At 64.1% G+C, this 12559-nt stretch carries 11 protein-coding genes; 4 read left to right on the forward strand and 7 right to left on the reverse strand.

Features of this window, described 5'->3' with window-relative positions; translation table 11 throughout:
* Window position 1: 1 nt before the first annotated feature.
* On the reverse strand, window positions 2–1003 hold the full coding sequence (locus QTI33_RS07705) for a Bug family tripartite tricarboxylate transporter substrate binding protein (RefSeq protein ID WP_444814818.1): 1002 nt from the start codon (window positions 1001–1003) through the stop codon (window positions 2–4).
* 70 nt (window positions 1004–1073) lie between these two features.
* Between QTI33_RS07705 and QTI33_RS07710 the strand changes: the two genes are divergently transcribed.
* The gene (locus QTI33_RS07710) at window positions 1074–1997 is read left to right on the forward strand and encodes a LysR family transcriptional regulator (RefSeq protein ID WP_286505209.1); all 924 of its coding nucleotides are present in this window, start codon (window positions 1074–1076) and stop codon (window positions 1995–1997) included.
* Window positions 1998–2206: 209 nt separating this feature from the next.
* On the opposite strand, the gene QTI33_RS07715 is transcribed toward QTI33_RS07710, so the two are convergent.
* The 5 genes from QTI33_RS07715 to QTI33_RS07735 form a co-directional block, all read right to left on the reverse strand.
* Window positions 2207–2491, reverse strand: coding sequence for a tripartite tricarboxylate transporter substrate-binding protein (locus QTI33_RS07715; protein ID WP_444814819.1), 285 nt, complete (start codon window positions 2489–2491; stop codon window positions 2207–2209).
* Window positions 2492–2803: 312 nt separating this feature from the next.
* Window positions 2804–3613: a class II aldolase/adducin family protein gene (locus QTI33_RS07720; RefSeq protein WP_286505210.1), complete on the reverse strand. Its 810-nt coding sequence runs from the start codon at window positions 3611–3613 to the stop codon at window positions 2804–2806.
* A gap of 28 nt (window positions 3614–3641) precedes the next feature.
* Window positions 3642–4622, reverse strand: a complete 981-nt coding sequence (locus tag QTI33_RS07725; protein ID WP_286505211.1) for a Bug family tripartite tricarboxylate transporter substrate binding protein — start codon at window positions 4620–4622, stop codon at window positions 3642–3644.
* A gap of 91 nt (window positions 4623–4713) precedes the next feature.
* A complete protein-coding gene (gene mdlC, locus QTI33_RS07730; RefSeq protein WP_286505212.1) occupies window positions 4714–6333 on the reverse strand; it encodes a benzoylformate decarboxylase in 1620 nt (539 codons plus the stop codon).
* 49 nt (window positions 6334–6382) lie between these two features.
* On the reverse strand, window positions 6383–7825 hold the full coding sequence (locus tag QTI33_RS07735) for an aldehyde dehydrogenase family protein (RefSeq protein ID WP_286505213.1): 1443 nt from the start codon (window positions 7823–7825) through the stop codon (window positions 6383–6385).
* Between the two features lie 113 nt (window positions 7826–7938).
* Between QTI33_RS07735 and QTI33_RS07740 the strand changes: the two genes are divergently transcribed.
* Window positions 7939–8850 carry a LysR family transcriptional regulator gene (locus QTI33_RS07740; protein ID WP_286505214.1) on the forward strand — a complete coding sequence of 304 codons (912 nt, stop codon included), beginning with the start codon at window positions 7939–7941 and terminating at the stop codon, window positions 8848–8850.
* A 488-nt stretch (window positions 8851–9338) separates the two neighbouring features.
* Here QTI33_RS07740 and QTI33_RS07745 read toward each other — a convergent pair whose 3' ends face one another.
* Window positions 9339–10232, reverse strand: a complete 894-nt coding sequence (locus QTI33_RS07745; RefSeq protein WP_286505215.1) for a LysR family transcriptional regulator — start codon at window positions 10230–10232, stop codon at window positions 9339–9341.
* 137 nt (window positions 10233–10369) lie between these two features.
* On the opposite strand from QTI33_RS07745, the gene QTI33_RS07750 reads away from it, so the two are divergent.
* A complete protein-coding gene (locus QTI33_RS07750; RefSeq protein WP_286505216.1) occupies window positions 10370–11338 on the forward strand; it encodes a Bug family tripartite tricarboxylate transporter substrate binding protein in 969 nt (322 codons plus the stop codon).
* A 6-nt stretch (window positions 11339–11344) separates the two neighbouring features.
* On the forward strand, window positions 11345–12544 hold the full coding sequence (locus QTI33_RS07755) for an FAD-dependent monooxygenase (RefSeq protein ID WP_286505218.1): 1200 nt from the start codon (window positions 11345–11347) through the stop codon (window positions 12542–12544).
* Window positions 12545–12559 lie beyond the last annotated feature (15 nt).

Here is a 12559-nt window from a genome sequence, read left to right on the forward strand (position 1 = left end):
CTTACTCCGCGGTGATACCCTGGGCCTTGATCAGGTCGGCCCAGCGTTTGGCGTCTGCCGCCATCAGTTGTGCGAAGGCCTCCGGCGTGCTGTGGGCAGGGGTCATGCCCTGGGTCTCGAAGGCCTTGGCAATGGCCGGCTGCGCCAGGATCTCGCGCAGCTCCTTGTTGAGGCGCTCGATGTAGGGACGCGGAGTGCCTGCGGGTGCCAAGACGCCGTACCACATGTCGACGTTCATGTTTCCCAGCTTGAGAATGCTGAGTGGCGGTACCTCCGGGAGCAACGGGCTCGGCTTGTCGGAGCTGATCGCGAGCGCCTTGAGTTTGCCGGCCTTCACATGCTGCAGAGCGACATGGATCGGCAGGAACATGACGTCGATCTGACCACCCAGCAGGTCCGTGACGGCCGGAGCGGTGCCGCGATAGCTGATGTGCGTGAGCGAAACCGCGGCCCTGTTCTTGAGTAGCTCCATCGCCAGGTGGTGCGGCGTGCCCGCGCCGGGCGAGCCGTAGTTCAAGGCGCCCGGCTTCGCCTTGGCCCGTGCGATCAGCCCTTGCAGTGTGTCGATCCCGGTTCCCGGATTCGCGACTAGGAGGAGTTGGCCCCAGCTGGTCTGGCTGACCGGCGCGAGATCGCTCACCGGATTGAATCCCAGCCTGGGATAGAGGGCCATGTTCATGACGAGCGTGTTGACACTCACGAGCAGGGTGGTGCCGTCCGGTGTCGCGCGAACGACCTCCTGCGTGCCGATGTTGCCCGAGGCTCCGGGCCGGTTCTCAACGAAGAACGGGCGCTTGAGGCGTTCTGAAAGGGCGGGAGCGATCTGGCGCGCGATCAGGTCGATGCCGGTGCCGGGCGTAAAGGGAACGATCAGGCGAACCGGAGCGTCCGCCGAACCTTGTGCGCTGGCAAAGGGGGTTGCCAGCGCGGCGAGCCCGCTGAGCAGAATGCGGCGGCGGTGCCGGAATGAGGGCGGCGGCTGCAAGGTCCTGGATGTGTTCACGGTTATGTCTCTCTATGAGTGGGTGACAATTACAGCGACACTTTTGACATTGATCAAACGGAAGATTCTGATGAATTCGTCAACAAAACTGATGAATGTGAGCAGCCGCCAGCTCCATGCCTTCCTGGAGGTCACGCGCCTGCAGAGCTTTGCAAAGGCGGCCGATCAGATTCATCTGTCGCCTTCGGGCATGAGCATGCTCGTGAAGGAACTGGAAGAGCAGGTGGGAGCGCGCCTTTTCGATCGAACGACGCGGTCCGTCGACCTCACCGACGCTGGTCGACGGCTGCTGCCTGTGGCCGAGCGGATCATCGACGAATTGCGCGCGCTTGCTTCGGTCGTGAGCGGCAGCATGGCGGCCGTGCGCTCCCGTCTTGATATTTCCGCGACGCCCATGGTGTCGGCGACCCTGTTGCCCGAGGTAGTTCGGGCATTCGCCGACAGCCATCCGCAAGTGCAGGTCAATCTGGCGGACGTCGATGTCAGTGTCGTGCGCCAGCGGGTGATGGACGGAGAGGCCGACATCGGCCTCGGCTTCTTCGTGAAGCCAGCGGTCGGGCTGTTGCGCCAGCCCTTGTGCAAGTTCAAACTGATGCTCATCAGCCCGCCCGGAACCGGCGTGAGTGGCTTGATTCGCAAGCAGCCTTGGTCCAGCATGTCGGGCCTGCCGCTCGTCAGTCTGCCGACCGACAACCCAATCCAGGTACTGATCGAGAAGCACCTCGCCAAGTTGGGCCTCGCGCATGAGCAGCGACCACGGATGAACCTGATCGGGACCCTCATCGCGATGGTGCGTGCGGGCCGTGGCCATGCCGTCATTCCGTCATTCGCGATAGAGGATTGCCTCGGACAGGGCCTGGGCGTGTCGATATTGCAGGATCCCGTAGTGAGTCTCGACCTGTTCCTGGTGTCGCGACGCGGCACGCAGCCGAAGCCGGCTGCGTTGGCCTTCGCCGAGACGGTGAAAAAAGCCGCGGCGAGACGGCCGGCCTAGGTCGGCAGATCCACTTCCCAGGGCGGCACCATGCACGAGCGGTCGAGACATCCACTGGGCGCGACCATTCGGCTTGCCTCGCATGCGCCGGCCGGCGATGTGGCGCACCGGCACCCTTCCGCCATCCTGTGCGCGACCGATCTTCGAAATCTATCTTCAGCTTCCGCGGCCACTTCTGACCTCGGATGCCGCGGTGCACCTCCCAACTTCTATTCGGGAAAGATGTTCGCGGCCTTCGCAACCTGCCCCCAACGCACGATGTCGCTCGCGATGCGCTTTGACAAAGCGGCGGAATCGGCATCGCCCGGATCCATGCCGATCGCATTCATCTTGTCGATCATGTCCTTGTCCTTCAGAATCTCGGCGGCCGCCGTGCGCAGCTTGGCCAGCACCGGTGCGGGCGTGCCTTGGGGCGCCATCAGCGCGGTCCAGATGGGCGCGTCGTAGCCCGGATAGCCGAGCTCCGCGATCAAGGGAGGAATGACCCCCAGCATAGGATTGCGAAGCTTTTGGAAGTGAGTGACAAAACTGTTGGATCGACACCCTGAAGCCTGTTTTTAATGCCAGCTGCCCTTCGGGATCAAGCCGTCTTTCTGCTTAGGACTGGGGTGCGGTCATGTTTCGACGCGCCCACCGGCAAGACCGTATACATGCATGCAACCGTTTACGTCAAGTCACCGAAAAAACCTTGCAATAGGCGCTGGGCCCATACATGCACGAGAAGGACGATCACCCCAAGGTGAGCATGTCTGGCAGAAGCGACGAGAAATGGGTAAGGCTGAGGATATATAGCAACCGTGGATGGACTATTCCAATAGATCGGGTTGCTCCGCCAGCACCTTGTCCATCAACGGCTGCAGGCCAAACCAGCCTGCGCTGTGCGAGCCCACCTGCCGGGCTGTCAGGCTGGCCGTGACGTCGTCGATTTCGACCGGTGTGCCGGCGGCAGCGGCCAACAGGTACTGCTCGAAGGCCCGTTCCATCCGCAGGAACCAGAAGACCGCCTCGTCCACCGAATGCCCCACGGTGAAATGCGCATGATTGCGGCAGATGACGGCCTTGCCCTGTCCCAGGCTCTGGGCGATCAAGTCGCCTTCCGAAAGCTCGCTGGCAATGCCGCCGTAAGCCTGCAGCACGGCGTGGTCATTGTAGAAGGCGCATGCCTCTTGGGTGGTGGGCGGCAAAAGCCTGCCCAGCGAAGCGAAGGCAGTGCCGTTGCGTGAATGGGAATGCGCTGCGGCGACGACGTCCGGCCGCGCGCGGTGGATGCGCGAGTGGATGGAAAACGCCGCCGCATTGACGGGGTGTTTGCCCTCCACCACCTGCCCCTGGTGGTCGATCAGCATCAGGTCCGACACCTTGATACGGCTGAAGTGCACGCCCAGCGGGTTCACCCAGAAGTGGTCGATGAGGATCGGGTCGCGCGCGCTGATGTGCCCCGCAATGCCGACGTCGAAGCCATGCATCGCGAAGATGCGAAAACCGGCGGCAAGGCGCTGCTTGAGGTGTCGCCTCTCGTCCTCGGGCCTGCCGAATACCGGCGGGGTAGGCCAATTCAGGCCGCTGCGGGTGGCCTGCAGCAGCACTGGCGGCATTCTTTCGATCGTGGTATCCATCATTTACCTTCGTTGGGTAACTCCGCCTTCAATCGGCTTTCACGCCGCTGCGTTTGGCGACTTGTTTCCAGCGCGCGATCTCGCCGTCGATCAGCTCCGCGAACTGCGCCGGACTGCTGGACGCGGCTGCCGTGACCCCCAGGCTTTCCAGGCGCGCCCTGGCATCGGGCGTGGTCACGATGCGCTCCACCTCTGCATGCAGGCGCTTGACGATCTCAGGCGGCGTGTTGGCGGGCGCGAAGAGGCCGCTCCAGAGCGTGACGGTGGAGTCGATGCCAAGCTCCTTCATCGTCGGGATGTCAGGATACTGCTTCATGCGCTCGGCAGAGGTCACGGCCAGGGGCCTCGCACGGCCGCTGCTGATGGCGGTGGCCGCCGGGCCCGGGTCGATGATGGTCATGGACACCGTCTTGGACATCACGGCACTCACCGACTCCATGCTGCCCTTGTAGCCGATATGCGAAAACTTCGCGCCCGTGGCCTCATTGAACAGCTCGGTGATCAGCTGGAACGACGCCGCGCTGGCGCCGTAGTTGGAGCGCTCCGGGTTGCGGATCGAGGCGTCCACCAGTTCCTTGACGTTCCGCGCCGGGTCGTCCTTGTTGGCGATCAGCACCAGGGGGAACGTGCCGGTCAGCGAAATTGGCGCGAAATCACTGGGCTTGTAGGGCAGCCTGGAGTACAGAGCATGGTTAAACACCATGGGGCCGCTGGCTCCCATGAGCAACGTGTAACCGTCGGGCTTGGCGCGCGCCACCGCCTGCGCGCCCACGATGGAGGCGACGCCGGCCCGATTCTCCACGATGATCGTCTGCTTGAGAACGGGCTGCAGCTTCTCCGCCAGGAACCGTGCGATTACGTCGTTGGCGCCGCCCGGCGCATAGCCCACGACGATAGTGATGGGCCTGTCCGGCCATTCGGCCGCAGCGGCGCCTAAAGACGCCGCCAGGCAGGCGATGGCGAGGACCGTTTTCGGGGCTCGGCTGAGCCAGGGCAGGGTGGTTTTCATGGGTTTGTCTTCTTCGTAGTGCAATCGCAAGATGTTCGCCTGGTGGCAATCTACATGCTGTTGTGGCGTGGCCTGGGCAGGGTCTTCGTCATCAGGCGACCGCCACGTCGAGGACCGTCGGCCCCTGCCGCTGTAGGGCGGCCGACAGCGCCGCCTCGACCTGCCCCCACTCATCGACTTTTTCGCCGAAGCAGCCCTGGGACTTGGCCAAGCCACTGAAATCGATGCCCGGAATGTCAATGCCAACCAGCTTCTCGCCGGCCGCAAACCCGAGCACCCCGGAAAAGCGCTTCAAGGCGGCGTAGCGGCGGTTGTTCAGCACCACGAAAACCACGTTCGCGCCCTGCTCGGCGGCGGTCCACAGGCTTTGGATGCTGTACATAGATGACCCGTCGCCGATCACGCAGATCACGCGCCGGTCCGGCTGGGCCATGGCGATGCCGACCGCCGCGGGCATGCCGTAACCCAGCCCGCCACTGGCCATGGTGTAGAAGGTGCCTGGTTCATCGATCCGCAAGTACTGGTGCATCACCACCCGGGCCGTGGGCGCCTCCTCGACGACGATGTCCCGCGGGTCACGCAGCTTGGAGAGGGTTTGCAGCACGAAGGCCACGCTGATGGGATCCGTGCCTTCGGCCACTGCGGGCACGGGCCTTCGCGGCACTTTCGGCGGCTCTATCGCCGGCCGCTCGACCAGCCCGCGCAGAAGGCCTTGCAGCCCTAGGCGCACGCTGCCTTGCACCGCGAAGCCCTGGGGAACGGACGCGGCCGCCTCAGCATCGTCGGTCAGTACCGCCAGCGTTGCGCCCTCGGGCAGGTGCGAGCCTTCGGTATCGCGCTCCACGTGGTAGGTGAACGCCGGCCCGCCGACCACGAGCACCAGGTCGTGGCCATACAGCAGCTCGCGGATCGCCGCGGACGACGCCGGCAGAAAGCCCTGGAACAAGGAATGCGATTCCGGGAAGGAGCCGCGCGAGGCCATGGGTGCCGCGAAAACAGCGGCGTGGCAAGCCTGCGCCAATTGCACCACCTCCGGCCAGGCGCCCTCGCGGTCGATGGCGGCGCCGACCACCAGTGCGATGCGCCGGCTCTCCTGAATCAACCCGCACAGCATCTGGATCTGCGCCGGATCGGGCGCCACCACCTGGCTGACCTGCGCCGGCATCAGCGGATGGCAGGCCTTGTCCCAATCGTCCGCTGGTACCGAGACCAGCACCGGGCCGCGCGGCTGCTGCATGGCAATGTGGTAGGCCTTGCGGATGGCCAACGGAACGTCTTCGGCGCGCGCGGGCTCAATGCTCCATTTCACGTAAGGATGCGGCAGCTCGGCCGCGCGCCGCGAGTGCAGGTAGGGATCGAAGGGCTGGATCGAGCGCGATTGTTGGCCCGCCACGATGACCAGCGGCGTCTGGTTCTTGAAGGCGGTGTAGATGTTGCCCATGGCGTTGCCCACGCCGGCGGCCGAGTGCAGGTTCACGAATGTGGCGTTATGGCTAGCCTGGGCATAGCCGTCCGCCATGCCGATCACGCAGGCTTCCTGCAGGCCCAGCACGTACTTGAAGTCGTCGGGGAAATTTCGGACCATCGGCAGCTCGGTGGAGCCGGGATTACCGAAGATTTGCCGGCAGCCTACCTCGCGCATGAAGTGGTAGAACGCGTCCCGCACAGTGGGAAGGGCAAGAGCCTGCAGGTCAGGACTGGGAGAGTTCATGGACGCGCTTTTTTGATGAACAAGTGACATTGGCTTGGCGGCTTTCGGATCAGACTGTGGTGCTCTGGTAGACATGCTTGGTCACCAAGAAGTCGTTCATACCCTCCGCGCCGTGCAGCCGGCCGTAGCCGCTATCACGCTCGCCACCGGTCTCGATCTCGGCGAAGAGTTTGTTGTGCGCGTTCAGCCAGACGCTGCCTGAACGCAGCCGGTTCGCGACGCGCCGGGCCTTGCCCCCGGTGTCTCGGGACCAGACACTGGCCGCCAGGCCGTAGCGGGTGGCATTAGCCCGGGCCACGGCATCGTCCTCGTCGTTGAAGCGCTCGATTACCATCACTGGGCCAAAGAGTTCGTTCTGCACGAGCGGGCTCGCGAGGTCCTCTACCGCAATCAGGCTCGGGGTGATGAAGGCGCCCTGCGCTAGGCTGCCACCGGGCACCTCGCCGCGCACCAGCACGTCCGCAGGCCGGTCCACCCCCTCGACAAGCGCCTTTATGCGGTCGCGGTTGGCGCGGTCAATGAGTGGCCCCATGCCGGACGCGGCGTCCATGCCGGGGCCGGGCTTCACGCTATGCATGGCGGCGGACAACTCGGCCGCAAACCGGTCGAAGAGGGATTCATGCACGATGACACGGGCCAGCGCGGTGCACTGCTGGCCCGACAGGATCAGCCCGCCCGCGAGCACCCCGCGCACAGTCTGTTGCAGGTCGCAGTCGTCGAACACCACCGCCGCAGCCTTGCCGCCAAGCTCCAGGGACAGTCGGGTGAGGTTTCCCGCCGTGGCCCGGGCGATGGCCTTGCCCACGGCGGTCGAGCCGGTGAAGCTGATCACCGCCACCTCGGGCGATTCGCACAGAGCCCGGGAGACCTCGGCGCCGGACTCGGTGACGGTGTTGACGATGCCCGGCGCCAGGCGCGGGTCGGACAGGACCGTGTCCAGCACCATGTTGCTCACCAGCGCGGTCTGGTGCGCAGGCTTGACCACCACGGTGCAGCCCGCCGCCAGCGCCGGCCCCAGCGAGCGCACGAGCAGGGTGACGGGTGCGTTCCAGGGCACGATGATCACGGCCACGCCTGCCGCCTCGCGATGCAGCGCGCTGAAGCAGCCGGGCTCGATCTCGATGATGCGCCCGAAGAGGTTTCTCGCCAGGCCCGCGTAGTAGCGCAGTTCGGAGATGGCGGCAGCGACTTCGCCCATGGCCTCGCGCAGCATCTTGCCGTTGTGCGCCACCAGCAGGTGCGCCACCTGCTCGCGGCGCTCCTCCAGCCGGGTAGCGGCGGACAGCAGAACGTCAGAGCGCAGCTTTGCATCGTGCTTCCAACTGGTGACGTGGAAGGCGCGCGTGGCTGCCGCCATTGCGGCTTGTGCATCCATCGCCGTGCCTTCCGCGAATTCCGACACGGGCTCGCCCGTGGCGGGATCGAGCGCGGTCCCCGTGGTGCCGCTCCCGGGCACCCAAGCCCCATCGATGTAGTGCTGCGCAACCTTCATGAATCGTGTCTCCTGGTAGTCATTCAGCCGGCGAGTATTGGCCGCAAGCCATCAACAAGCCAATGAATAAAATGCGTTAGTCATACAATATTTGATATACCTTTGGGCATTTCATGGATTGGACACAACGTATCCGCCTGCGGCATCTGCAGCTGCTGATCAGTCTTGCCGAAACGCAGAATGTCAGCCGCTCGGCAGAGCTGCTGCACATGACCCAGCCAGCGCTCTCCAAGTGGCTCAAGGACCTGGAAGCGGACATGGGCGTGGAACTCTTCGAGCGGCACGCGCGTGGCCTTCGGCCCACGCACTACTGCGAAGTCCTGCTGGAACACGCCCGGCGTATCCGGGTTGACCTCGACCGCGCTCGGGAGGAGATGGCGCTGCTGCTGGCAGGCAGCACCGGCTACGTGGCCATCGGCGGCTCTGGCGCGACGATTGCCTCCACTGTGCCGGGGGCCGTGCTGGCTTTGCTGAAGGCGATGCCGGGAGCGCGCGTGGACATCGTCGAAGGCACGATGGACCGCCTGATGGAAATGCTAGGCAGGCGCGAGCTGGACGTCGCGGTGGGCCGCTCGCACCCCCAGTACCTGACGCCTCTGGTCGAATCGGAAGTGCTTTACGCGGAGCCCCTGCACTTCGTGGCCCGCAAGGGCCACCCGCTGCACCGCCTCAAATCCATGGACTGGGACGACCTGTACCGCTACCGCTGGGTGGTTTTCAGCCGCGATACGCCTGCGCGAACGCTGCTCAACGAAGAACTGCGCCTAGCTCAGCGCAGCCTGCCGGCGGATGCGCTACAGTCGAACTCGGTGTTCGCCAGCTTTTCCATGCTGACCGCCAGCGACATGGTCACCATCGCCTCGCAGCGCTCCATCGCGCAGTACGAGCGCATGGGTGCGCTGCAGCGGCTTCCCATGCGCTTCAGCTCCGCCCCGCCGGTGATGATGTACTGGCGCAACGACACCTCGCGCAGTACCGCCGTGGCGCAGGCCCTGCAGTGCCTGCGCGACCTCGAAGCACCATGACGATCTAGCTGCAGCCGTCAGCGTGTCCCGTCAGACGGACAATGGCGGAACAGTACCCCATGAAGTCGAAGACCGTGCGGCCGACGCATCCGCGGAAGCCGACAATTCCGAAGGGGGCGTGCGCGCGATCCAGCGGGCTCGTGGGACTGGACTGCGCTACCTTGCGACGGCACTTTTTTCGAAGGCACGCCTTGGTTCGCACTCAGGAAGAACGAGCCCATGAGCATCGTGCAGAAGTTTCGGACCGGCCAAAATCGCCCGTCGCCGTCGCGCCGGGCGGTCGAAAAACGATCATTGTCGAGAGTCGGCCCATGGCCGCGTCCTGCCATACGACCGCGAAATTGCGATGGCGGCAGCACGTCACCCACCGTTGGGTAGGACAGTCAATGCGAGAAAAGCGTTAGGTCGGCGTCACACCGTTGTACCGCACAGAAACTAAACGTATCTCAAGCACAAACGAGAGGCGCACTGCAAGCATTGACTGCTCATCAAACCTCACTGTGAGATTCGAACGCCTGGACGAGGCAGATTCCAAAATCGGCCAGCAGATCGCTGGTCGACCGCCCCGCCTTGGTGATCTCATAGAAGTCGACGGCGACTGCAGGTGTCCTCATCTTTTGAAACGTAACCCTGTATCGGGACGCAGCGCTCGCTACGAAATCCGGCAGGATGGTGGGTCCTGCGCCGGACTCCACCATCGCCAGCAAGGTGTGCAGCTGATTGAATCGCTGCGCGACGGTCGCAGCGGACCCGGCGGAGCGTAGTCGGCCTTCGACCAGTTGCTGGATCGGGTTGTCGAGCGGAAGTCCGAGCAACGGCGCTGCGGGCAACTCCTTCCATCGCACGGACTTCGACGCCTCATTCCCGGCACAAACCAGCACGAGCGGGGATTCGAGCAGACGCCGGCGGCGCACCAGACTTGACACAGTCATGAACGCGCCAAATCCGGCGTCGAGCTCGCCGCTCTGCACTCGCTCATAGATGGTGGCCCTGTCCAGATCCTGCAACTCGACCTGAACACTCGGATGCATGCCCGCGAACGCCGCGCAGGCTTCGGGAACGATGGATGAGGCAATGAGTGGCGTGGCGCCGACCGATAAGCGGCGTCGCTGGGTCGACGTGATCTGGCCAAGCGAAACGGCCGCCTCTTCCAGATCCTTGAGTACCCGGACCGCCGTGGGCAGGAACTCCTTGCCCTGCGCCGTCAGCGCAACGTTGCGCGTGGTTCGCTCGAACAGCCTGCAATCGAGTTGCCCCTCCAGCTCCCGCAGCATCGCGCTCAAGCCCGGCTGCGTGACATGGAGCTGCTCCCCTGCTCGAGTGAAGCTTCGCAGGCGCGCCGTCGCAACGAATGCCCTCAGTTGCCGTATCGAAAAGTTCATTGCTCGCGGCCTTCGATTCAAAACGATTAGTTATCAATTGATTCTATTTCGTTCCTTCACTTATTTCTAAGGAAGCGCTCCAATTCAAACGTTGGCGGGCCTGACCCGCGTCAGATCCAGTTCAGGAGACACATCCCATGGCCTTTTCCCTGCGGCTTGCCGCGGCGGTGGCGCTGAGCGCCGCCTGGTCCCTCGGCGCGTTCGCCCAATCGGCGTATCCGTCGCGTCCAATCACGATCGTGGTGCCCTTTCCCGCGGGCGGCCCCACGGACGCCAGCGCGCGCGTCTACGGCAAGGCACTCGCGGACGACCTGGGCCATCCAGTCGTCATCGACAATCGAGCAGGCGCCGCGGGCACCACCGGCAGCGCATTTGTCGCGCGTGCGCCAGCGGACGGATACACCTTGCTGTGGGGCGGGACCAGCACCTTGGCCGTGGCACCCGGCCTGTACAAAAACCTGAAGTACGACGCGAAATCCTTCGAACCGATCGGGATGGCACTGCGCGGGCCCATGATGATTGCCGCCTCGCCAGCATCCGGAATTCGTACGTTGGCGGACGTGGCGCGGACGAGCAAGCAAAGAGCCGTCACCGTGGGCACGGCAGGAACGGGTTCCATTGGCCATCTCTCGACCGAGTACTACTCGGACGCCACCGGGGTCAAGCTGACCCATATTCCCTATCGCGGCGGCAATCCAGCCATCACCGATGCCATCGGCGGACAGGTCGACTTGGTCTTCGACACAGCGGCAGCGCTGTACCCCTTCGTAAAGACTGACAAGCTTGTCGCAGTCGCCGTGGGCGGAGCGACGTCATATGCGCCCCTACCCGAGGTGCCGACCATGAAGGCGTCAATTCCAGGCGCTGGCTACGAGGCCTACTCCTGGTTCGGCCTGGTCGCGCCCAAGGGAACGCCGGAGCCTGTCCTTCAGAAGCTCCGAACGTCGATGGCCAGGGCGGCCCAGTCGGCGGAGATCCGCCGCGTGATCAACGAACAGGGCGTCGAGCCCGGCGTCGAAGGCGCAAATGCTTTCGGCAAGGTGATTGCCGCCGACTCGGCCAAGTGGTCGAGGATCATCCAGCAAGCCAACGTCACCGCGGAGTAGCCGTTCATGAGCAGCAAACCCATACTCATCGCAGGCGGCGGCATCGGTGGCTTGACGGCGGCGCTTGCCCTGTTGCGCCAGGGCCGCGAGGTCCTGGTGTTCGAGCAGGCGGCGCAACTCGGCGAAGTCGGCGCGGGCCTTCAGTTGAGCGCCAATGCGACGCGGGCGCTGCACCTGCTGGGCCTTTCCAGAGAGCTGGCAGCCATCGCGGTGGAGCCGTCAGGCAAGGAAATCAGGCTCTGGAACACTGGCCAGACGTGGAAGCTGTTCGACCTGGGCGAGTCCTCCATAGCCAAGTACGGCTTCCCGTACTACACGATCTATCGCCCCGACCTTCATCGAGTGCTGGTCGATGCCATCCGGGCGCTGTCGCCCGGCGCCATCCGCCTGAACGCGAAGTGCGAGCGCTTCGAGGAGGACGGCCCGGGCGGCTACGTGAGGCTGTACCTCGCCGATGGCTCCGTCAGTGAGGGCCAGGCACTGGTGGGTGCCGATGGCGTGCATTCGACGATTCGCAGGCAACTCTTCGGCGACGGTGTGGCGACGTACTCCGGATGCATGGCCTGGCGTGGTGTCATCCCCGTCGACAGGATCGACCCTTCGATCGTGCGGCAAGTCGGCACTAACTGGGTCGGCCCTGGACGGCACGTCATTCAGTATCCGCTTCGTGCAGGCAAGCTCCTGAACTTCGTGGGCATTGTCGAGACCGATCGTTGGATGGCGGAATCCTGGAACCAGCGCGGCACGCACGCCGAGTGTCACGCCGACTTCGAAGGCTGGCACCCGGACATCCATGAACTGATCCGCAATATCGACGTTCCTTTCCGCTGGGCTCTGATGGCTCGCCCGCCCATGTCCACGTGGACGAAGGGCCTGGTGACCTTGTTGGGTGACGCGAGTCATCCGACGTTGCCTTTCCTTGCACAAGGGGCGGTGATGGCCATCGAGGATGGATTCATTCTGGCGCGGGCGCTCGGTGAAGTTGGCGACGTCAGTGCCGCTCTCAAAAGGTACGAAGCCGTTCGCATCGTTCGAACGACGAAGATCGTGGAGAAATCCACCGAGAACGGGCGGCGCTTTCACAACCCCGAACTCGCTAGCGCCGAAGGTGCAGCCTCATACGTTGACAGGGAATGGAGTCCGGATCGCGTTATCGAGCGATATCACTGGCTCTTCGACTATCGGGTGGACGAGATCTCACTCTAGTTCTGTGGAGCTCTT

The sequence above is a fragment of the Variovorax davisae genome (assembly GCF_030316845.1).
GTDB classification, from domain to species: domain Bacteria; phylum Pseudomonadota; class Gammaproteobacteria; order Burkholderiales; family Burkholderiaceae_C; genus Variovorax; species Variovorax davisae.